This window comes from Aldersonia sp. NBC_00410 (assembly GCF_026342035.1).
Classification (GTDB): domain Bacteria; phylum Actinomycetota; class Actinomycetes; order Mycobacteriales; family Mycobacteriaceae; genus Aldersonia.
Genome location: NZ_JAPENM010000012.1, coordinates 81,609 through 102,017, shown reverse-complemented (window position 1 = coordinate 102,017; position 20,409 = coordinate 81,609). Strand labels below are relative to the sequence as shown.

Genomic DNA, 20,409 nt, shown 5'->3' with positions numbered 1-20,409 from the left:
GACTACAGAATCGCGAAAGCGACCACGAGGCCGAGCGCGAAATGCGCGGCCGCGACGAGCAGCACCTCGGGCAGATACTTCTCGGCCATGATTACCCGACCGATGTCGATACCGATCACCTTTTCAATGACGCGCACCGAAATGATCTGCGCACCAATACCAACGAGGCCCCAGATGATCGAGGCGATCAGGCCCTCGGACAGCTTGCCGGCCGAAGAGAAAATCGCGAGCACGACGATGAACGCCATGCTGATCAGCCCCGCCGAGGTCACGATGATGGCGTTCGGCTTTCCGTCACGCACCATGTGCCGCAGGTTGCCCGGCGTGGTCAGGTCGATCGCAAAGAAGCCCACGGTCATCAGGCCGAGCCCGACGAGAGCGTAAAGCGCGATCGCATACGAGCCGCGGCCCAGCAGGCGCCAGAAGCCCTCCTCGAGTGCCAGATTCGAGATCATTCACTGTCTCCGTTCGGATTGGTGCGGTGCGTGGTCGGGTCTGGTCAGCTCTGCGGAATGCGATGCGGCACGAAAGCCGCGCCATCGTCGGTGATCAAGCCGGCAGTCTCACGAATGCCGAGCCCGGCAGATTCGTCTCCGACGATCCATGCGCCGAGAGCGGGGCGCATGCCGTCGAATTCGGGTAGTGGGTCGAGCAATTGGTAGACGTAGCCTTCTTCGCCGTAGATACCGCCGGTCGCGGTCTCGAACCCACCGCCGACGACGGTCATGTTCGCGCCTTCGCGCCCGAGCTTGGGCTTGCGTACGTACTCGGTCAGCATGCCCGGGTCATCGAGGAAGGCGGGCAGCAGGTTCGGGTGGCCGGGATACATCTCCCATAGCACCGCGAGAATCGCCTTGTTGCTCAGCAGCGTCTTCCACAAAGGTTCGATCCACATGGTGGACGGCAGGCTTTCCACGACCCGTTTGCCGAAGTCGTCGTCGAGCACCCACTCCCATGGGTAGAGCTTGAAGATAGCCTCGATGGGCGCCTCGGCGAGATCGACGAAACGCCCGAGCTCGGTGTCGAATCCGACCTCCTCGATCGCGAGCGCAACCGTGTCGAATCCCGCCTCTGCCGCGGTCTCCTGCAAATAAGCGGTGGTGACGTTGTCCTCGCCGGACGCATCCGCCGACGACCAGGTGAAGTGCAGCTCCGAGCCGGGCAGCGTTCCCTTGACCGCGCCCCAGCGCTCAACCAGCTTCTCGTGCAACGAGTTCCACTGGTCGTCCTCGGGGTAGAGGTCGGTCAGCCAGTGCCACTGCAGAATTGCCGCCTCGAGCACCGTGGTCGGTGTGTCCGCGTTGTACTCGAGCAGTTTCGCGGGCCGGCGTCCGTCGTAGCGCAGGTCGAAGCGCCCGTACACATGCGGATCGCTACGCCGCCACGATTCGGCAATATGCGGCCAACTCCATTCCGGCAGGCCGAAATCCGCGTATCGCTCGAGCAAAATCACCTGCTCCACTGCCTTCAGGCACATCGAGTGCAGCAGTTCGACATCGGCTTCGAGGGCGAGGATCTCGTCCATCTCGAACTCGTAGTGCACCGACTCGTCCCAATAGGGCCGTGCGTTGCCGCCGCCATCCCTGGCGGGAGTGCCGTATACCAGGCCCTGCGCCTCGACGATGGTCTCCCACCCGTTGCGCGGGCTGCGATGTACGCGCCGCATCAGTTACGACCCACTGCTTCCGCCGACCTTGGCGCCGAGCCCACCACGCTGAACGGTGGTGCCCGACGAGGTCTTGATCTCTGCGCCCTTGGGTTTGACCGTGCTGCCCCCGGTCGGGGACTGCCCGATCGTGCCGTTACCGCCATAGTAGTAGCGGTACTGGCTGCCGCCGACGATGAAGATGCCGTTCATGCCCGGCGATCCGTTGCAATACCGGTCCTCGACAACGACCTCGCTGCCGTCTTCCATGACCACACAGCGCGCGGTCACATTTTCGTGCGCGGACAGCACCTTGTAGCCCACCGCCACGACGGCGACGACACCGACAACCGCCGCACCGCCAATGAGTCTGCGGTTGCGCTTGCGCCTGCGCTCTTCCGCCGCACGCGCGGCCGCTTCGAGTTCGGCGGCCTGCTTACGCGCCTGTTTGCGGGCGCGCACCTCCCCCACGGTCGGCGGGCGCGGCTGAGTCGTACCGGGCTCCTGCCGGCTGACGTTGCCCCGCCGCGGCGGCGTCTGCTGACCACTGCTCGACCCCGGCTCCGGCGCACCGTCCTGCGGCCCGCCGCCTGTCGAATCGGGCGGCCCGCCGCCTGTCGAATCGGGCGGCCCGCCGCCTGTCGAATCGGGCGGCCCGCCGCCTGTCGAATCGGGCGGCCCGCCGCCGTCGTTCGTGCTCACTGTCTCCCCCCTCCGCGCTACTACGCGTCGATGTCGAACGCGAGATCGACCTGCGCGCCCGCCTTCAGGGTGCGACCGACCGTGCACACCTTGTCGATCGACCGCTCGACCGCGGTCAGCAGGCGTTCCCGTGCTGCTTCGTCGAGTTCGGACAGATCGAGTTCGAACACCTCGCGCAACTCCGGATAGGTCTCGCTGTCCCGGTCGGCCGGGCCGGAAACGCGAACCTTCGCGTCGAAGTTGTCACCGAGCCGGCGCGCGAGCGGCAGGTCGGCAGACAGGCCGCTGCACGCTGCGAGCGCGATCTTGAGCAGCTCGCCGGGCGTGAACACGCCCTGCACGTTCTCCGAACCGATCAGCACCTCCGCACCGCGCGAGCTACGCCCGGTGTAGCTGCGAGTGCCGGTTCGTTCCACCCACAACTCGGTCGCGGGCGGGGTGCTCGGCGCACTCTGCGGCGCCGCGACATCTGCGGTCTTGTCGGTCATGACGACGATCCTAGGGAGTCGGCTCCGGCTCGCCTGCTGCAGGATCGCGCTATCGCGTCGTCCAGGCCAAGAGGTCGTCGAGCGCCCAGCTGTTCACGATGCGATCGGGCGGCACGCCACGGTCCACCGCCCGCTCGCATCCATAGCCCTGCCAGTCGAGCTGCCCGGGCGCGTGGGCGTCGGTGTCGATGGCGAACAGACAGCCCGTTTCGAGGGCCAGATCGATGAGCCGCGCGGGCGGGTCGCGCCGCTCGGGCCTGCTGTTGATCTCCACCGCGGTGTCGTACTGCCGGCACGCTTCGAAGACCACGTCGGCATCGAACTTCGACTCCGGGCGGGTGCCCCGGCCACCGGTGACGAGGCGCCCTGTGCAGTGCCCGAGCACGTCCACCAGCGGATTGGCCACCGCGGTGACCATCCGTTCGGTCATCGTGCCCCGGTCGGCACGCAGGTTCGAATGCACGCTCGCCACCACGACATCGAGTCGCGCGAGCAGATCCTCGTGCTGATCGAGCGAACCGTCGTCGAGGATGTCCACCTCGATCCCGGTGAGGATGCGAAAGGGTGCAAGGTCGGCGTTCAGTTCCGCGACCAGGTCGAGCTGCTGGCGCAGCCGGTCCGCGGACAGGCCGTTGGCGACGGTCAGCCGTGGCGAATGGTCGGTCAGCGCAAGATAGTCGTGCCCGAGCGCGATGGCGCTGCGCATCATCTCCTCGATCGGGCTACCACCGTCCGACCAGTCCGAATGGGTGTGCAGATCGCCGCGCAGGACATCGCGCAGCGCCGCGCCCTCGGGTCCGATCGGTTCCGCCTGCGCCCGCAGGTCGGCGAGATAGTCGGGCACCTTGCCGGCTCGGGCCTGTTCGATGACGGCCGCGGTTTTCGGCCCGATTCCGGTCAGCGTCGCCCAGCTACGCGCGTCGCGATGTGCGGCCCGCTTACGCTCGTCGAGGCCCGCGACAACGTCGGCGGCACGCCGGAATGCCTTGACCCGATGGGTTTCCGCGCGCGAGCGTTCGAGCCAGAAGGCGATCTCGCGCAGCGCATCGACTGGATCCATCCGCGCGGTCAGGACCTGCTGTACTTCAGGAACGCGACACCGTCGCCGAACACCCGGCTGCTCACCACGTGGAAATCGATCGGGTCGACACCGGCTCCGTGCCCGAACAGCGCGCGGCCGCTGCCGAGCACCACCGGGTACAGCTTCAAGAAGATCTGGTCGATCTCGGGCAGCAGATGATGGGCGAGTTCGCCGCCACCGCACAGCCAGATGCCGACGCCCCGCTCGGCCTTCAGTTCGCGCACCTTGGCAAGCGGGTCGTCGGACACGAGCTCGACATCGGGCGCGGGGTTCTCCAGCAGCGTCGTCGACACCACGAACTGGCGCAGGTGCGAGTACGGGCTGGAGGTGCCGGTCTTCACGCCGAAGTCGTGGGTCTTGCGTCCCATCAGCACCGTGTCGAAAGTTTCGTTCGCGCTCTGCATTCCGAGCGCATCGCGCACCTTCGTCGGCACGGTCTCCGGGTATTGCGCCGTAATCGCGGGACCATGGTCACCCCCGACGGGAAAGAAGTCCACCGAGCCGTCCTCGGCGGCGATGAAGCCGTCGATCGTGCTGGCGACGTAGTACGTCAACTTGCGCATCACGCCTCCTCGTTGCCGCCTCGACTTCGAGGTTAGACTTTCTCGCCGCACTTTGCGGTCCGTTCGGTCATCGCAGGTCAGGCTGTACGGACCTCGGCACGCGGGCGTGGCCGCGGCTGGCAGCGCGGACACGAGTACGACGAGCGGTTCATGAACTTCTCCCGGCGGATCGGCGCACCGCACCGCCGGCACGGCCGCTCCTCGCGACCGTAGACCGCCAACGACCGTTCGAAGTACCCGGACTGGCCGTTGACGTTGACATAGAGCGAGTCGAACGAGGTGCCGCCAACCGCGAGCGCCTCGCCCATCACCGCGTGGACGTCGTTCAGCAGTGCGCGAAGCCTCGGCCGCGACTGTCCGTCGGCGAGCCTGCCGCCGTGGATCTTCGCTCGCCACAACGCCTCGTCGGCATAGATATTGCCCACCCCGGACACCACGGTCTGGTCGAGCAGCACACGTTTGATCTCACTGTGCTTGCGGCGCATCACGCTCACCACGGACTCCACGTCGAATAGCGGATCGAGCGGGTCACGGGCGATATGGGCGACCGGCTCGGGAACGATCGAACCGTCTGCCTCGACCATGGGGGCGAGCGCCCAGCCACCGAAGGTGCGCTGATCGACGAAGCGCAGCTGCGTGCCGGAGTCGAGTGTCGCCAGGATATGCGCGTGCTTCTCCAGCGGGGCATCGACGGGTTGGACGAGCATCTGCCCGCTCATACCGAGATGAACGACGATGGCCTCGGATGCATCATCGAGTACGAGCCAGAGAAATTTGCCGCGGCGCTGGGCGGCGGTGATCGGGCGGCCGGTCAGCCGCGCGGCCAGATCGGCGCCGCCGGGGACGTGCCTGCGCACCGACCGCGGGTGGCGGACCTCGACCCCGGTGATCGTGTGTCCGACGACATGCTCGGCCAGACCGCGTCGGACGACTTCTACCTCGGGAAGTTCGGGCATGTATGGGTTCGCGGCGGGCTACTCCGCGCGGGTGCCCGCTTCGGTATCGGTGGAGAGCGCATTCCAGGCCGCACCCGCGGCCTTCTGCTCGGCTTCCTTCTTCGACCGCCCGACGCCCGAACCCATCGGCTTCCCGCTGACGATGACCGTCGCGGTGAATTCCTTGTCGTGGTCCGGCCCGGTCGCGGTGACCTCGTAGCTGGGCACGCTGGCGCCGATCTCGGCTGTCAGTTCCTGCAGGCTGGTCTTCCAGTCGAGCCCGGCGCCCATCTTGGGAGCGCGCTCGAGCAATCCGCGGAACAGCCTGAGCACCACTTCGCGCGCGACGTCGATGCCGTGCTCGAGGTGCACCGCGCCGAGCAGCGATTCCATACCGTCGGCGAGGATGCTCGGCTTGTCCCGGCCGCCGGTCAGCTCTTCGCCCTTGCCGAGCAGCAGATGCACGCCGAGTCCGCCGTCGCCGAGCCCACGCGCGACCTCGGCGAGGGCGTGCATGTTCACCACGCTGGCACGCAGCTTCGCCAGTTCACCCTCGGGCTTGTCGGGGTGGGCCAGGTACAACTGCTCGGTGATGCTCAGGCCGAGCACCGAGTCGCCGAGGAACTCGAGGCGCTCGTTGGTCGGCAGACCACCGTGCTCGTACGCGTACGAGCGGTGAGTGAGCGCGAGGGTGAGGAGGTCGGGCCTGATGTCGATGCCGAGGGCAGCGATCAATATCGCGCGCGACTCGGCTTCGGTGTCGTCCGGTGTGCCGCCATTGCCCGGCCCACATGCAGACGAACTGCCCACCGCTTGCGCGGTCGGCAGTTCGGTGCGGTCAATGCTGCTCACGTGAACTCGTCGGCGAGGGCACTCAGATGGCAGAAGCTACCTGACGGCCCTTGTAGGTCCCGCAGGACGGGCAAGCGGTGTGCGGCAGAGTCTTCTCGCCGCAGCCACGGTTCGGGCACGTGATCAGGGTCGGCGCAGTGGTCTTCCACTGGCTGCGACGCGACCTGGTGTTGGAACGCGACATCCGGCGCTTGGGAACGGCCACGTCTACTTCTCCTCCGCATTTGGATCGAGGCGAGCTTCTTCTGCTCGAGTCTCAGGTTCATTGCTGGTGGATCCGGTACCGAATTTGGCTGCGAGCCCAGCCCAGCGAGGATCCAGTATCTCATGCCGATGGTCGGATCCCGCAATCGCCAGGCGAATGCCACATTCGGCGCACAATCCGAGGCAGTCGGGGCTGCACAACGGCTGCAACGGCAAGGCCAGTCCGACCGCGTCGACGATGACCGGCTCCAGGTCGATGTGCTCGTCGACGACACGCGGGATCTCGTCTTCGTCGGTGGTCTGCTCGGTCGCGCTGTCCGGGTAGGCGAACAGCTCGGTGAGCGAAAGGGTGATCGAGTCCCCGAACGGCTCGAGGCAGCGCACACACTCCCCCTCGACCGGCGCGACGATCTCGCCGCTGACCAACACACCCTCGGACACCGATTCGAGCCGCAGATCCATTTCGATTTGCGCGCCCTTGGGAATGGCGACGAGATCGAGCCCGATCCGCGCCGGCGCCGACAACGTCCGCGTGACGGTACGCATCGACCCCGGCCGACGTCCGAGAGTGCGGGTGCCCAGCACGAAATCGGCGTCAACCGGGCGGGCGGACCCACCGCGACGGCGCGCATGCTGCGTGGACACGGTTGTACTCCTGAGGTCTATCGGGGGATTGGGCAACCACCCCACAATACGCGATGCGGATCGGCCGGCCAAAAATCCCGGCGCACTCCCCTACCTCTGGGAACCGTGAACGGAAGATTTGGTGCGTTGAACGGAGTGAACGCTTCCGTTCACTCCGCGGGGAGCGGAGTCTGCGGACGGTCAGCGGCGGTACTCGGCCGCGTAGTCCGGCGCCCCGGTCCCGGTGCGCAACTGCTGCCGCCCGCGCCCTACGGAGCGAACCGTGTTGGTGAGCAACTCCTCGAAGTCGGCGAGTTTCGAATCGACGTAGTGGTCGCATTCGCTGCGCAGTCGGTCCGATTCGGCGTGCGCCTCGTCGATCACGCGGGCCGACTCGGTGCGTGCGGCCTGCGCGACCTCGGTCTGGGCGACGAGACGCTGCTGCTCGGCGTTACCCTCGGCGACAGCACGGTCATAGGACGCCTGACCGGCCTGTACGAGTCGATCCGATTCGGCCCGGCCACGCGCGGTCACCGCGTCGTAGTCCCGTTTCGCGTCACTGCTCAGCCGCTGGACCTCGGTCTGCGCCGCGGCGACGAGCTCATCGGCGTGGGCGGTGGCTTCGGCGACCATCCGGTCCGCCTGCGCCTTCGCGTCGGCGAGCAGCCGGTCGGCTTCCGCGCGCGCGCCTTCGATCGTATGGGTGGCTTCCGCGTTGGCGGCGTCGACAGTCCGGTTCGCGGTCGCCGTGGCATCCCCGATCAGCCGGTCGCGGTGATCGAGCACGTCCTGCGCGTCGTCGAGTTCGCCGGGAATCGCCTCGCGCATGTCGTCGAGCAGGTCGAGGACATCGCCGCGGGGCACAATGCAGCTGCGCGTCGGCGGAATGCCACGCGCCTCCTCGACGATCGCCACCATTTCATCGAGAGCCTCGAATACGCGATACACGAGAAACCCCAATCGTCACTCGACAGTGCGGCCCGGGTCGTCCTCGAACCAGTCGCGCTCCAGTCTGCCTGCCCACGCCGCGAGCGTCCCGTTGGCCGCGGGGTGTGTCGGGACCTGCTTACCCCCGGCGTTACTGCCCGGCGCGCTCGGCGATCCGGGTCAACAGCCGCTTGTGCACCTCGTCGGGCAGCATTCCCGTGACGTCTCCACCGAAGGTGGCCACCTCTTTCACCAGCGAACTCGACAGGTAGCTGTAGGTGGGGTTCGTGGCGATGAACAGGGTGTCGACACCGGATAGTTTCTGGTTCATCTGTGCCATTTGCAGTTCGTAGTCGAAGTCGTTCGCGCCGCGCAGGCCCTTCACGATCGCGCCCACGCCACGCTCGCGCGCGAAATCGACGAGCAGCCCCTGCCAGGACGCCACCTCGACATTCGGTAGGTCGGTGGTGGCGTCGCGCAGCATGTCGATCCGCTCGTCGACGGTGAACAAACCGCGCTTGTTCTGGTTGATCATGACCGTGACGATGACCCGGTCGAACTGGGCGGCAGCCCTGCCGATCACGTCGAGATGACCGTTGGTCACTGGGTCGAACGAACCGGGGCAGATCGCGCCTGTCATGGCCTCAGACCGTAGCAGCACCGTCGGACTCGAACACCGCGAGCTCGATGCGCGTCTCGCCGTATTTTCGCGGCGGTTCGGGTACCAGACCCTGCGGCCACACGGTCGCCGGTGATCGCGATGAACGCTCCAGCGCCACAACAGAATCCGCGTGCAACCAACCGTTCGCCACGAGCGCGGCCAGGTCCGATGCGATCACTTCATCGGCGAGTGCGTAGGGCGGATCGGAGAACACCACGTCGAAGGCGCGCGGCGCTCGTTCCCTGAGCACCGATGCCACGGTCGCCGCGCGCACCTGCGCGCCGGGCAGGTCGAGCGCCGCCACGTTTTCCCGCAACACCCCCACCGAGCGGCGGTTGAACTCGACGTGCAGCGCGTGCGCCGCGCCGCGCGAGAGTGCTTCGAGACCGAGCGCGCCCGATCCGGCGTACAGATCCAGCACCACCGCCCCGGTCAGGTCCACCCGGCTGACAAGCGCGCTGAACAGCGCTTCGCGCACCCGGTCCGACGTCGGCCGGGTGCCCGCGGGCGGCACCTGAAGACGCCGCCCACGGGCGATTCCCGCAACAATGCGCGTCATCCGCGCGTCCCCCTCGTTCGCGTGCGTACTAGTCGGCTGCGGATTCCGTTGCCTCGACGACGACGAGCAGGTCACCACCCTCGACCTGCTGGACGGCGCCGATCGCGACGCGGTCGACGGTTCCACCGCGGGGTGCGGTGATCGCGGCCTCCATCTTCATGGCCTCGATGGTGCCGATGGTGTCGCCGGCGGCGATCTTGTCCCCCTCGGCAACCGCGAGCGTGACGACACCGGCGAACGGCGCCGCGATGTGGCCGGCGTTGGTCCGGTCCGCCTTCTCCGCCGCCGGGACCTCGCTGGCGACCGAGCGGTCCCGCACCGAAACGGGCCGCAGCTGACCGTTGATGATGCACATGACGGTCCGCATACCGCGCTCGTCCGGTTCGGAGATGGCTTCCAGGCCGATGAGCAGCGTGACGCCCTTCTCCAGTTGCACGCGATGCTCTTCGCCGCGGCGCAGCCCGTAGAAGAACTGGTTCGCCGACAGCCGCGACGTGTCCCCGTACTTCTCCAGGTGGGTCAGGAACTCCTTGGCCGGACCGGGGAAGAGCAGACGGTTCAACGTCAGTCGGCGCTCTTCCGGTGTACCGGCAAGGCCCTGTTCGTCTTCGGCGGTGAGCTGGGTCTCGGGTTTGGCTTCGCTGCGTCCCGCGAGCGCTTTCGTGCGGAACGGTTCGGGCCACCCGGCGGCGGGGGTGCCGAGTTCGCCACGCAGAAAGCCGATGACGGAGTCGGGGATGTCGTAGCGGCCGGGGTCGGCGGCGAAGTCGTCCACCGCGATGCCGGAGCCGACCAGGGACAGCGCCAGATCGCCGACGACCTTCGAGGAGGGGGTGACCTTGACCAATCGTCCGAGCAACCGGTCGGCGCCGGCGTACTTGGCTTCGACCTCTTCGAACCGGTCACCGAGCCCGAGCGCGATGGCTTGTTGGCGCAGGTTCGACAGCTGGCCACCGGGGATTTCGTGGGTGTACACGCGACCGGTCGGGGACGGCAGCCCCGACTCGAACGGGGAGTACACCTTGCGCAGCGCCTCCCAGTACGGTTCCAGGTCGCACACCGCGTCCAGGTTCAGGCCGGTGTCGTATTCCGAGTTGGCCGCCGCGGCGACGATCGCGGACAGGGCGGGCTGGCTGGTGGTGCCGGCCATCGGGGCGCTGGCCCCGTCGACGGCGTCGGCACCGGCAGTCCAGGCGGCGAGGTAGGTCGCCAACTGGCCGCCGGGGGTGTCATGGGTGTGCACGTGCACCGGTAGATCGAAGTTGCTGCGCAGTGCCGACACGAGGGTGGCGGCGGCGGGGACGCGCAGCAGCCCGGCCATGTCCTTGATGGCGAGGATGTGTGCGCCGGCCTCGACCATCTGCTCGGCCAGACGCAGGTAGTAGTCGAGGGTGTAGAGGGTTTCGTTCGGGTTGGACAGGTCGCCGGTATAGGACAGCGCAACCTCCGCGATGGCGGTCCCGGTTTCGCGGACCGCGTCGATCGCCGGGCGCATCTGATCGACATTGTTCAGCGCGTCGAAGATGCGGAAAATGTCGATGCCTGTCGCGGTGGCTTCGGAGACGAACGCGCGAGTCACCTTTTCCGGGTAGGGGGTGTAGCCGACGGTGTTGCGGCCGCGCAGCAGCATCTGCAGGCAGATGTTCGGGATCTCCTCCCGCAGGGCGGCCAAGCGATCCCATGGGTCCTCGTGCAGGAAGCGCAGCGCCACATCGTAGGTCGCGCCACCCCAACACTCGAGCGACAACAGCTCCGGGGTCATCCGTGCGACGTGTCCGGCAACGTTGAGCAGACCATTGGTCCGCACGCGTGTCGCGAGCAACGACTGATGCGCGTCGCGGAACGTGGTGTCGGTGACCGCCACGGCCTTCTGCTCGCGCAGCGCCTTCGCGAATCCCTCCGGCCCGAGGGTGAGCAGCCGCTGCCGCGAGCCGTCCGGCGGTGGCACCGAGGTGTCGAGTTCGGGCAGCTTGTCGATCGGGTAGACCTTCGACGGCCGTTCGCCGTGCGGCTTGTTCACGGTGATGTCGGCGAGGTAGTTGAGGATCTTCGTGCCGCGGTCGGCGGAACTGCGCAACGTCAACAGCTGCGGCCGCTGCTCGATGAACGAAGTGGTGACCCTGCCCTCGCGGAAGTCCTGGTCGTCGAGGACCGCCTGCAGGAATGGGATGTTCGTCGCGACACCGCGGATCCGGAACTCCGCCACGGCGCGTCGGGCCCGTGCCACCGCGGTCTCGAAGTTCCGGCCACGGCAGGTCAGCTTGACCAGCATCGAGTCGAAGTAGGCGCCGACGTCCGCACCGAGGTTCGCGCCACCGTCCAGGCGCACACCGGCGCCGCCGGGCGAGCGGTAGGCGGTGATCCGGCCGGTGTCGGGGCGGAACCCGTTCGCCGGGTCCTCGGTGGTGATCCGGCACTGCAACGCCGCACCACGCAACACGATCGAGTCCTGGCTCAACCCCAGATCGGCCAGCGACTCCCCTGCTGCGATTCGCAGCTGGGCCTGCACCAAATCCACATCGGTGACCTCCTCGGTCACCGTGTGCTCCACCTGGATCCGCGGATTCATCTCGATGAACACATGATTGCCACGCGTATCGAGCAGGAACTCCACGGTGCCCGCGCAGGAATAGCCGATCTCTTTCGCGAACGCCACGGCATCCGCACAAATCCGGTCCCGCAACGCCGGATCCAGATTCGGCGCCGGCGCCAGTTCGATCACCTTCTGGTGCCGCCGCTGCACCGAACAGTCCCGCTCGAACAGATGAATGACGTTGCCGGCTTTGTCCGCGAGGATCTGCACCTCGATATGGCGCGGATCCACCACGGCCTGCTCGAGGAACACCGTGGGATCACCGAACGCCGACTCCGCCTCTCGCGCCGCCGCCTCGATCGACTCCCGCAGCTGGGCACGCTCCGCGACCCGGCGCATCCCGCGACCACCACCGCCGGCGACCGCCTTCACGAACAGCGGAAAGTCCATGGTCTCCGCGGCCGCGAGCAGTTCTTCGACGTCCGCCGACGGCGCGGAGGACGTGAGCACCGGCAACCCCGCGGCTTTCGCCGCCGCGATCGCGCGTGCCTTGTTTCCGGTCAGCTCCAACACATCGGCCGAGGGACCGACGAACGTGATCCCGGCCGAGTCGCATGCCGCCGCCAAGTCCGGATTCTCCGACAAAAAGCCGTAACCCGGGTAGATCGCATCCGCACCGGCGTGCTGCGCCGCGGACACGATCTCCTCGATCGAGAGATAGGCCCGAACCGGATGGCCCTCTTCACCGATCTGGTAGCTCTCGTCGGCCTTCAAGCGGTGCACCGAGTTGCGATCCTCGTACGGGAACACCGCGACCGTCCCGATACCGAGCTCGTAGCCCGCACGGAACGCGCGTATGGCGATCTCGCCGCGATTGGCGACCAAGACTTTGGTGAACATTGGCTCAACCTACCGGTGAGCATCCTCGCGGGGCAGGCGCATTCCCATATCGCGAGACAGCGACCAGGCATTCTCGGGCACTGCGATGAACGTCATAAAACAGCACGTGACCTGCCCTGATGCTCACACCGTCAGCCGCGCGTCGGTGAGGCCTTCGACTCGATGCAGCGCGTTTTCGACAATGCGAGCGTCAGCATCCGTTGCGCGGCCCACTGCCCCAATATCGCCGCCGCGCGGCGCCGTTGACGAGTGACGACCTGGGCCGACAACTATCCTTGGGAACATGGACACCGGCAAGATCGTCAGGTTCGACCCCGAGAAAGGTTACGGATTCATCCGTCCGGATACCGGGGGCGACGACCTGTTCGTGCACACGAACGACCTGTACTTCGAGAAGGCCGATGCACGGCCGGGGGTGCATGTCCGATTCCGGGCCGAGGAGGGCGATCGCGGCGCGAAGGCGTGCGAGGTGGAGCTGCTCGACGGCGCGCACAACGACGCTCCCGCACACCGGCCCGCGGCGCCCGCCGACGGTTCCGACCTGCTGACGGAGGCCGAGTATCTGAGCGAAGTCACCGAGATCCTGCTGAACGCCTCGTCCTCGCTCACCGCGTCCCAGATTCTCGACCTCCGACAGGCCCTGTTCCGCGCTGCCGACCACCACGGCTGGATCGGTGAGTGACACCCGATATCGGGTGAAGTCCTAGGACTTGGCGAGATAGTCGAGACGGTCCCGATCGATTGCCGCGCCGACCATACCGGCCAGCCCCGGGTGATCCGCCAGTGTTGGATCCTCCGCGACAACGTCGCGCGCAAATTCCTGTGCACTGGCGATGATCTCGTCGTGTTCGAGCAGCGACAACAACCGCAGCGTCGACCTCTTCCCCGACTGCTCCTCGCCCAGCACATCGCCTTCGCGGCGCTGTTCGAGATCCAGCGTCGCCAGTTCGAATCCGTCGGTGGTCGCCGCCACCGCCCTGAGGCGAGCGAATGCCGCGCCGGCCGGGCTCATCTCGGAGATCAGCAGGCACAGTCCGGGATGCGCACCGCGGCCGATCCGGCCGCGCAGCTGATGCAGCTGACTGACGCCGAATCGTTCGGCATCCACGATCACCATGACGGTCGCGTTCGGCACATCGACGCCGACTTCGACGACGGTCGTGCACACCAGCACGTCGATCTCGCCTGCGGTGAAGGCCTGCATCACCGCGTCCTTTTCGTCGGCGGGCAGCCTGCCGTGCAGTAGTCCGACCCGCACGCCGGACAGCGGCCCGGTGCGCAACCGGTCGTAGACCTCGAGCACCGAACTCGTGGTCGGCGGCTCGGCCTTACCCGCACCGCTCTTGCCACTCTTCTTACCGGAGTCCTCGCCGCTGTCGTCACCGTCACCGATTCGCGAGCAGACCACATACGCCTGCCGCCCGGCGGCAACCTCCTCCTCGATCCGCGCCCATGCACGATCCACCCACTTCGGTTTATCGCGCGCCGCAACAACATTCGTGACGATCGGCGATCGCCCCCGGGGCAGTTCGCGAAGCGTCGAGGTCTCCAGGTCGCCGAGTGTCATCATCGCGATGGTCCGCGGGATCGGCGTCGCGGTCATCACGAGCAGGTGCGGACTGATGCCCTGCTTCGCTTTCCCGCGCAGCGCGTCGCGTTGCTCCACGCCGAACCGGTGCTGCTCATCGACCACCACGAGTCCGAGGTCGAAGAACTCGACGCTGTCCTGAATCAGGGCGTGTGTACCGATGACGATGCCCGCCTCGCCGGTCACCACTGCGAGCAGCGCGGCGCGTTTGGCCGCGGTGGACATCGAACCGGTGAGCAGCACGATCCGGGTGGCATGTTCGGCCGCACCCAGTTCGCCGCCCGCGCCGAGCGGACCCAGCATCGCATGCAGCGACCGATAGTGCTGGGCAGCAAGCACTTCCGTCGGCGCGAGCAACGCACACTGCTTCCCCGCGTCGACCACCTGCAGCATTGCGCGCAGCGCGACGATCGTCTTTCCCGAGCCCACTTCACCCTGCAGCAGCCGGCTCATCGGGTGCGCACGGGCCAGGTCGGCGGTGATCTCGGCCGCCACCTCGTGTTGCCCGGCGGTCAGTTCGAACGGCAGTTGGTTGTCGAAATCGGCTGCCACACCATCGGATTGCGGAGCGCACGGTGGCGCGCTGCGGAGGAAGGATTCGTGCCGACGCTGCGCGAGCGCAAGCTGCAACGCCACCGCTTCGTCGAAACGCAGGCGCTCCTTGGCGTTGTCGACGTCTGCCTTGGTCTCGGGAAAGTGGATCAACCGCAGCGCTTCGGCCAGCCCGATCAGTCCGTGCTGTGCGCGGATCGACTCGGGCAGCGGATCCCCGTCGAGGTCGAGTTGGTCGAGCACCTGCCGCACACACCGAGCGATATCCCAGGTCTCGATCTTGCTCGACGCCGGATAGACCGGCAGCATGGCGCGGTCGAAGATGGACATGTCCACGCCGCGTCCGGAATCCTGTGCGCTGCGGGCCATCCCCGCCAGCGCGCCGCCGCCGCGGACGGTCTCGACAGCGGGATCGCCGTCGCCGGACATGATCAGGTAGCCCGGGTGCGACAGCGACCAGCGCCCCCGAAAGTATTTGACCGTGCCGGAGAACATCGCCCGCTTGCCGACCCGGATGACGTGTTTGACCTTCTGCCCGTTGAAGAACGTCACACCCACCCGTTGCTCGTCGGTCAGCACCGAGACCTCGAGCCGGAACCCGCCGTTGCGGTTGCGCACCAGATCGGCCTTCACGATGTCGCCGATGATGGTGACGTGCGCGCCGTCCGGCGGATCCTTCTGGGTGAGCGGCTGCCCACGGGTGGCGTAGCGCATCGGATAGTGGCGCAGCAGGTCTTCCGCCGTGGTGATGTCGAACTGCTCGCGCAGCGGTTCGGCGGCCTTCGCGCCGAGCAGGTGATCGAGCCGGTCCGAGAGCGTCGCCATGACCGCAGTTCTACTCGACGCCGAACTGGAACAGGTCGCCGTCCTGCCCGCCGCGGTAGACGATCACGTCGACGCCGGAATGGTGCTCGGCGATGTGGCGCTCCAGCGCGACGAGCAGACCGACCGGGGTTCGTGCCCCGACCAGCAGCGTCACGAGTTCGCCGCCGAGTCCGAGCACGCGGTCGATCAGCAGGGTCCCGGCCTCGCGTACATCCGGGCGAATCACGACGACCTCCTGCCCGACCAACCCGAGCCCGTCGCCAGGCTCGCAGGTCCCGACGACGGTCAGCGCACGCTCGCTCGACACCCGCAGCGATCCCCAGCGAGTCGCGGCCGCGGCCTCCGACATGGCGAAGATGTCGTCGACGGCGACCCGACCGGGGTCGTGCACTGCCAACGAAGCGAGCCCCTGCACCATCGAGGACGCGGGTAGCAGCAGCACGTCGTGATCGGCGTCGCGCGCCGCGACGCCGACCGCGACGAGTTCCTGGGCGGCCAGCGTGCCGTTGGGGAGCACGAGCACCTCGCGATTGCTCATCTCTTTGATCGCCGCGAGCAACTCGATGGCGCGCAACTCGCCGTCGCAGCGCAACACCGTCGCGCCCTCGGCCTCGAAGAGTTCGGCGGCGCCGTCACCCGAGACCACCGCGAGAATGCCGCGGTCGGCGACGGGGTGCGCCGGCGTGTGCCGGTCGGTGGGCAGCCGGTCGCTGATTCCCGCGGCGACGGAGAAGCAGCTGATCCGAATCTGGTGCAGTCGCCCGATGCTCAGTCCGGCTTCGATCGCCGCGCCGGGCTCGGTGCAATGCACATGGGAGGACCAGCCACCGCTGCCATCGCTGACGACCAGCACCGAGTCGCCGATTCGGTCGAGCTTCTTACGCAGCAGTTCCGCACCGTGCTGATCCGCATCGGCGATGAGATACATGACCTCGTACTCCAGGTCGTCGGACTGCGCGGCGCCGACGTCGTACGCACGCCCGATCCGTTGGGTGGCGGGGTCGAATCGCCGCCGGTGCGGCGCCGACCCCGAGATCACCGACACCAACGAATCGAGCAGAACGAGCAGCCCACGGCCCCCCGCATCGACCACCCCGGCCGCACCGAGCACGTCGAGTTGGGCCGTCGTCAGTTCGAGCGCGGCAGCGGCGGCCTCGGCCGCCGTTGTCGCGATGTCGATGAGCGGCGTCTCGTCCGGGCAGTGGCGCACGGCGGCCGCCGATGCCTCGAGCACGGTGACGATCGTCCCCTCGACCGGGTCGTTCACGGCGCGCCGCACCACCGAAACAGCGGTGTCGAGACCGGCGCGCAGCAGGGAGGCGGTCATCGGCCCCTCCGGCGACACCTCGGCGATACCGCGCAACACCTGGGAAAGGAAGATGCCCGAGTTGCCCCGTGCGCCGATCGTCGCACCCGAGGCCATCCGCGCGAGCACGTCGCGCGCGTTCGAGGTCCCCGCGCTTCGTCGCGCGACGGCATCCATCGCCGAACGCATGGTGAACAGCAAATTCGTGCCGGTGTCGGAGTCGGCCACCGGGAAAACGTTCAGACCGTTGATCTCGTCACAGCGATCGGTGAGTCCGTCCACACAGGCCTGTCCCCAGCGCACGACGGCGTCGCCATCGAGCGTCGCAAGGACATCGAACACAGCGCTAGCCTCCAAGAATCCCGTCGCCCGACCCCCGGTGGGGCGCCGCGCACAGGCGCGGAGCCTGCGGAGTGCCCCCCGAATGTGGCATTCGAAAAGACTAGCGACATTCCGCCGGTGCCGCCGTGGCGCGCACCACCCCAGGGCCCGGTTTGGCCATCGAGACCGGTTCCGGCTACTCTTGCAGGGTTGCCTCGCGCTGCTCCGGCCGTGTTCGGAGGCGACCGGATCATGTTTACTGACCATTTCGATACAAGGAGTTCGCGACTATGGCTGCCGTCTGCGACGTATGCGCCAAGGGCCCCGGCTTCGGTAAGTCGGTCTCGCACTCGCACCGGCGTACGAACCGTCGTTGGAACCCGAACATTCAGACCGTTCGCGCTCAGGTTGCCCCCGGCAACACCAAGCGTCTCAACGTGTGCACCTCCTGCCTCAAGGCGGGCAAGGTCGTGCGCGGCTGACCCGAAGCATCACCCGACTGTGCCCCGGTGCCCACGCACCGGGGCACAGTCGTGTTTCCGGACACTCGCGCCGGTTCCGCGCAGCACGAGCCGGCCGCGCGTGATACCCCGCATGATGGCCGCAACGCCGCTCGATATGGTGCACGAATGACTGCTACCGAGCCTGCCGCCAGCTACGTCCGCGTCGTCGACTCCGTGCTCGAGATCACGATCTCGACCGCGGACCGGGGAACGTCGATGGACTTCGCCGGCATCAACGCGGGCAGCGCCGCACTTCGGGATCTCGATCCGGAGGTCGGCGCGATCCTCCTGGTCGGCGCCGGCGCGAACTTCTGCGCCGGTGGCGACGTCCGCGCCTTCCACGACGCACCCGACCGCGGCGCGTACATCCGCGGCCTCGCCGCCGACCTACACGAATTCGTGCGCCTGCTCGCCGCCGCCCCCGTGCCGGTGGTCGCCGGCGTCCAGGGCTGGGCCGCCGGCGCCGGAATGAGCCTGGTCTGCGCGGCGGATATCGCGATCGGCAGCCCGGCCACCCGGCTTCGCCCTGCCTACCCCGGCATCGGCCTCACCCCGGACGGCGGGATGTCGTGGACGCTGCCGCGGATCGTCGGCACCGGGCGCGCAACCGAGATTCTGCTCACCGACGCGGTAATCACCGGCGATGACGCGGTCCGGCTCGGTGTACTCAGCCGACTCGTCGGGGACGAGGTGCTCACCGACGAGGCACTCCGTGTCGCCCGCACGCTCGCCGCCGGGCCGATCACGTCCTATGCCGGGATCAAGCGTCTGCTCGCCGAATCCGCAACCAGCACGCTGTCGGCACAACTCGACCGCGAGGAGGAGGCGATCGGGACGGCCGCCGACTCCCCCGTCGGCATCGAGGGGGTCAACGCCTTCGTCGAGAAGCGCCGCCCGAATTTCAACGGCGGCACCGACGAGGCCTAGCCAAACGCGAGCCCGCCGCGACCGGTCGTCCGGGCGCGGCGGGCGCTGCGGCTATCCGCGCCCGGCGCCCTCATCTGCGGTGACCGCCTTCACGAAATCGCACACGGCGTCGGTGAACGCATCGTTGTCGTCACCGGCTGCCGTGTGCGCCGCGCCGGCGAGTTCGACGAACTCGGCATGCGGCACCAAGGCGAGGAAATGCTGCACGCCCTCCTCGCTCACCACGTCGGAGAGACGTCCACGCAGCAGCATCGTCGGGATCTCGAGATGACGGGCCGCCTCTTCGAGCAGGTCGACACCGAGATCGGCCTCGCTGACCTCGGATTCGACCACACCGGAGTCCCCGAGCATCGCCGGATCCCAGTGCCAGTACCACCGGCCGTCGTCGCGTTTGCGCAGATTGCGCTCGAGCCCCTTGCTGCTGCGCGGGCGGCGGCGGTGCGGCAGGTACTCCGCGACCGCGTCGGCAGCCTCGTCGAGCGAGGCGAACCCGTCCCGATGCCCGCCGAGGAATGTCATGATCCGCTCGACGCCTGCGTTCTCCGCACGTGGCACAACATCGACGAGCACGATGCCGTTGATGATGTCCGGCCCGGCCGTGATCGTGGCCCGCAGTGCGGTGAGACCACCCATGCTGGCGCCGACGACAGTGGCCGGAGCCCCGAGCTGTTCGAGCACGGCGAGCAGGTCGGCAACCATCGCGTCCCCGGTGTAGTCACCGTCGGGAGCCCACGCGCTGTCCCCGTGGCCGCGGGCGTCCAGCGTGACAACCCGCACGCCCGAACCGGCCAGTAGCGCACCCGCCGACTTCCACGAATGCCGCGTCTGGCCACCACCGTGCAGCATCACGACCAGCGGACCGTCCTCCGGTCCCCAGAGGTCGCCGACGAGCGCGAGGCCGTCGCGTCCACGGAAAGTCCTCGTCGTCGCGGTGGCAAACTCTTTCGATTGGCTCACCATCCGAGAATCGCACACCACCCCCGCCCAACGGGAGGGGCGTCCTCAGGGCAGGCGCCAGTCCACCGGCGGGGCACCGAGCTCGGCGAGCAGCGCGTTCGCCCGAGAGAACGGCCGAGAACCGAAGAACCCACGAGAAGCCGACAGTGGCGACGGGTGCACCGACTTGATCGCGGGCACGCCGTCGAGCATCGGTTCGAGGGTGGCCGCGTCGCGCCCCCACAGGATCGCGACCATCGGTTCGCGCCGCGCGACCAAAGCCCGGATCGCCTGCTCGGTCGTCGCCTCCCAGCCCTTGCCGCGATGCGACGCCGGCTGGCCGGGAGTCACCGTCAGCACTCGGTTGAGCAGCAGCACGCCCTGCCGGGCCCACGGCGTGAGGTCTCCGGTGCTCGGCATCGGGTGGCCGAGGTCGGCGCAGTATTCGGTGAAAATGTTGGCCAGACTGCGCGGAATCGGACGCACCTCGGGCGCGACCGAGAAGCTGAGCCCGACCGCGTGCCCCGGCGTCGGGTAGGGATCCTGCCCGACGATCAGGACGCGGACATCGGCGAACGGCTGCGCAAATGCGCGTAGCACGTTCGCCCCGGCCGGGAGATAGCCTCGCCCGGAAGCATTCTCGGCGCGCAGGAAATCCCCCATCGTGGCGATCCGGTCTGCCACCGGTTGCAGTGCCTGCGCCCAGCCGGATTCGACGACTTCCGCGAGCGGACGCACCGGCATCAACTCACCCTTCCCATCGCTTTGCTGTTCACC

General features: G+C 67.7%; 21 protein-coding genes. 3 read left to right on the top strand and 18 right to left on the bottom strand.

The genetic code is table 11. The features are described 5' to 3' along the window. Window positions 1-2: 2 nt before the first annotated feature. From OG921_RS23630 to OG921_RS23565, 14 genes are all read right to left on the bottom strand, one after another. Entirely contained in the window at window positions 3-455 is a 453-nt protein-coding gene (locus OG921_RS23630; RefSeq protein WP_266114996.1) for a DUF350 domain-containing protein, read from the bottom strand. Between the two features lie 44 nt (window positions 456-499). Continuing rightward, window positions 500-1,666, bottom strand: a complete 1,167-nt coding sequence (locus OG921_RS23625; protein ID WP_266114995.1) for a glutathionylspermidine synthase family protein — start codon at window positions 1,664-1,666, stop codon at window positions 500-502. A 3-nt stretch (window positions 1,667-1,669) separates the two neighbouring features. Continuing rightward, a complete protein-coding gene (locus tag OG921_RS23620; protein ID WP_266114993.1) occupies window positions 1,670-2,347 on the bottom strand; it encodes a hypothetical protein in 678 nt (225 codons plus the stop codon). Between the two features lie 20 nt (window positions 2,348-2,367). Then, on the bottom strand, window positions 2,368-2,835 hold the full coding sequence (locus OG921_RS23615; protein ID WP_266114992.1) for an OsmC family protein: 468 nt from the start codon (window positions 2,833-2,835) through the stop codon (window positions 2,368-2,370). Window positions 2,836-2,884: 49 nt separating this feature from the next. Next, window positions 2,885-3,895 carry a PHP domain-containing protein gene (locus OG921_RS23610; RefSeq protein WP_266114991.1) on the bottom strand — a complete coding sequence of 337 codons (1,011 nt, stop codon included), beginning with the start codon at window positions 3,893-3,895 and terminating at the stop codon, window positions 2,885-2,887. A gap of 8 nt (window positions 3,896-3,903) precedes the next feature. After that, the gene (locus tag OG921_RS23605; RefSeq protein ID WP_266114990.1) at window positions 3,904-4,479 is read right to left on the bottom strand and encodes a dihydrofolate reductase family protein; all 576 of its coding nucleotides are present in this window, start codon (window positions 4,477-4,479) and stop codon (window positions 3,904-3,906) included. 77 nt (window positions 4,480-4,556) lie between these two features. Continuing rightward, window positions 4,557-5,435, bottom strand: coding sequence for a bifunctional DNA-formamidopyrimidine glycosylase/DNA-(apurinic or apyrimidinic site) lyase (gene mutM, locus OG921_RS23600; RefSeq protein ID WP_266114988.1), 879 nt, complete (start codon window positions 5,433-5,435; stop codon window positions 4,557-4,559). A gap of 18 nt (window positions 5,436-5,453) precedes the next feature. Next, window positions 5,454-6,152: a ribonuclease III gene (rnc, locus tag OG921_RS23595; protein ID WP_266115069.1), complete on the bottom strand. Its 699-nt coding sequence runs from the start codon at window positions 6,150-6,152 to the stop codon at window positions 5,454-5,456. Window positions 6,153-6,288: 136 nt separating this feature from the next. Next, window positions 6,289-6,471 carry a 50S ribosomal protein L32 gene (gene rpmF, locus OG921_RS23590; RefSeq protein WP_068269565.1) on the bottom strand — a complete coding sequence of 61 codons (183 nt, stop codon included), beginning with the start codon at window positions 6,469-6,471 and terminating at the stop codon, window positions 6,289-6,291. Window positions 6,472-6,473: 2 nt separating this feature from the next. Continuing rightward, window positions 6,474-7,016: a DUF177 domain-containing protein gene (locus OG921_RS23585; RefSeq protein ID WP_323182868.1), complete on the bottom strand. Its 543-nt coding sequence runs from the start codon at window positions 7,014-7,016 to the stop codon at window positions 6,474-6,476. 279 nt (window positions 7,017-7,295) lie between these two features. Continuing rightward, window positions 7,296-8,042, bottom strand: coding sequence for a DivIVA domain-containing protein (locus OG921_RS23580; protein ID WP_266114986.1), 747 nt, complete (start codon window positions 8,040-8,042; stop codon window positions 7,296-7,298). A 130-nt stretch (window positions 8,043-8,172) separates the two neighbouring features. Continuing rightward, window positions 8,173-8,661, bottom strand: coding sequence for a pantetheine-phosphate adenylyltransferase (coaD, locus tag OG921_RS23575; RefSeq protein ID WP_266114985.1), 489 nt, complete (start codon window positions 8,659-8,661; stop codon window positions 8,173-8,175). Between the two features lie 4 nt (window positions 8,662-8,665). Next, a complete protein-coding gene (gene rsmD / locus OG921_RS23570; RefSeq protein WP_266114984.1) occupies window positions 8,666-9,241 on the bottom strand; it encodes a 16S rRNA (guanine(966)-N(2))-methyltransferase RsmD in 576 nt (191 codons plus the stop codon). A 28-nt stretch (window positions 9,242-9,269) separates the two neighbouring features. Then, on the bottom strand, window positions 9,270-12,674 hold the full coding sequence (locus tag OG921_RS23565) for a pyruvate carboxylase (protein WP_266114983.1): 3,405 nt from the start codon (window positions 12,672-12,674) through the stop codon (window positions 9,270-9,272). 283 nt (window positions 12,675-12,957) lie between these two features. On the opposite strand from OG921_RS23565, the gene OG921_RS23560 reads away from it, so the two are divergent. Next, the gene (locus tag OG921_RS23560; RefSeq protein ID WP_266114981.1) at window positions 12,958-13,356 is read left to right on the top strand and encodes a cold-shock protein; all 399 of its coding nucleotides are present in this window, start codon (window positions 12,958-12,960) and stop codon (window positions 13,354-13,356) included. 21 nt (window positions 13,357-13,377) lie between these two features. Here OG921_RS23560 and recG read toward each other — a convergent pair whose 3' ends face one another. Together recG and OG921_RS23550 are read right to left on the bottom strand one after the other, a co-directional pair. Next, window positions 13,378-15,639, bottom strand: coding sequence for an ATP-dependent DNA helicase RecG (gene recG, locus OG921_RS23555; protein ID WP_266114979.1), 2,262 nt, complete (start codon window positions 15,637-15,639; stop codon window positions 13,378-13,380). 10 nt (window positions 15,640-15,649) lie between these two features. Continuing rightward, window positions 15,650-17,287, bottom strand: a complete 1,638-nt coding sequence (locus tag OG921_RS23550) for a DAK2 domain-containing protein (protein WP_266114976.1) — start codon at window positions 17,285-17,287, stop codon at window positions 15,650-15,652. Window positions 17,288-17,556: 269 nt separating this feature from the next. On the opposite strand from OG921_RS23550, the gene rpmB reads away from it, so the two are divergent. Then, window positions 17,557-17,748 carry a 50S ribosomal protein L28 gene (rpmB, locus tag OG921_RS23545; protein ID WP_137724282.1) on the top strand — a complete coding sequence of 64 codons (192 nt, stop codon included), beginning with the start codon at window positions 17,557-17,559 and terminating at the stop codon, window positions 17,746-17,748. 147 nt (window positions 17,749-17,895) lie between these two features. Beyond that, complete coding sequence (locus tag OG921_RS23540; protein ID WP_266114974.1) at window positions 17,896-18,696, top strand: enoyl-CoA hydratase/isomerase family protein; 801 nt, start codon at window positions 17,896-17,898, stop codon at window positions 18,694-18,696. A 51-nt stretch (window positions 18,697-18,747) separates the two neighbouring features. Here the strand turns inward: OG921_RS23540 and OG921_RS23535 are convergent, their stop codons facing one another. Together OG921_RS23535 and OG921_RS23530 are read right to left on the bottom strand one after the other, a co-directional pair. Then, on the bottom strand, window positions 18,748-19,656 hold the full coding sequence (locus tag OG921_RS23535) for an alpha/beta fold hydrolase (protein WP_266114972.1): 909 nt from the start codon (window positions 19,654-19,656) through the stop codon (window positions 18,748-18,750). A gap of 42 nt (window positions 19,657-19,698) precedes the next feature. Continuing rightward, window positions 19,699-20,376: a uracil-DNA glycosylase gene (locus tag OG921_RS23530; protein ID WP_266114971.1), complete on the bottom strand. Its 678-nt coding sequence runs from the start codon at window positions 20,374-20,376 to the stop codon at window positions 19,699-19,701. Between the last annotated feature and the right edge of the window lie 33 nt (window positions 20,377-20,409).

What these genes read in the sequence shown, in the direction of transcription:
- rpmB (WP_137724282.1), top strand. Translation starts at nt 17,557, where the DNA reads ATGGCTGCCGTCTGCGACGTATGCGCCAAGGGCCCCGGCTTCGGTAAG.
- OG921_RS23630 (WP_266114996.1), bottom strand. Translation starts at nt 455, where the DNA reads ATGATCTCGAATCTGGCACTCGAGGAGGGCTTCTGGCGCCTGCTGGGC.
- OG921_RS23560 (WP_266114981.1), top strand. Translation starts at nt 12,958, where the DNA reads ATGGACACCGGCAAGATCGTCAGGTTCGACCCCGAGAAAGGTTACGGA.
- OG921_RS23605 (WP_266114990.1), bottom strand. Translation starts at nt 4,479, where the DNA reads ATGCGCAAGTTGACGTACTACGTCGCCAGCACGATCGACGGCTTCATC.
- recG (WP_266114979.1), bottom strand. Translation starts at nt 15,639, where the DNA reads ATGGCGACGCTCTCGGACCGGCTCGATCACCTGCTCGGCGCGAAGGCC.
- rsmD (WP_266114984.1), bottom strand. Translation starts at nt 9,241, where the DNA reads ATGACGCGCATTGTTGCGGGAATCGCCCGTGGGCGGCGTCTTCAGGTG.
- mutM (WP_266114988.1), bottom strand. Translation starts at nt 5,435, where the DNA reads ATGCCCGAACTTCCCGAGGTAGAAGTCGTCCGACGCGGTCTGGCCGAG.
- OG921_RS23615 (WP_266114992.1), bottom strand. Translation starts at nt 2,835, where the DNA reads ATGACCGACAAGACCGCAGATGTCGCGGCGCCGCAGAGTGCGCCGAGC.
- OG921_RS23540 (WP_266114974.1), top strand. Translation starts at nt 17,896, where the DNA reads ATGACTGCTACCGAGCCTGCCGCCAGCTACGTCCGCGTCGTCGACTCC.
- OG921_RS23530 (WP_266114971.1), bottom strand. Translation starts at nt 20,376, where the DNA reads ATGCCGGTGCGTCCGCTCGCGGAAGTCGTCGAATCCGGCTGGGCGCAG.
- OG921_RS23610 (WP_266114991.1), bottom strand. Translation starts at nt 3,895, where the DNA reads ATGGATCCAGTCGATGCGCTGCGCGAGATCGCCTTCTGGCTCGAACGC.
- OG921_RS23535 (WP_266114972.1), bottom strand. Translation starts at nt 19,656, where the DNA reads ATGGTGAGCCAATCGAAAGAGTTTGCCACCGCGACGACGAGGACTTTC.
- OG921_RS23565 (WP_266114983.1), bottom strand. Translation starts at nt 12,674, where the DNA reads ATGTTCACCAAAGTCTTGGTCGCCAATCGCGGCGAGATCGCCATACGC.
- OG921_RS23625 (WP_266114995.1), bottom strand. Translation starts at nt 1,666, where the DNA reads ATGCGGCGCGTACATCGCAGCCCGCGCAACGGGTGGGAGACCATCGTC.
- coaD (WP_266114985.1), bottom strand. Translation starts at nt 8,661, where the DNA reads ATGACAGGCGCGATCTGCCCCGGTTCGTTCGACCCAGTGACCAACGGT.
- OG921_RS23585 (WP_323182868.1), bottom strand. Translation starts at nt 7,016, where the DNA reads ATGCGTACCGTCACGCGGACGTTGTCGGCGCCGGCGCGGATCGGGCTC.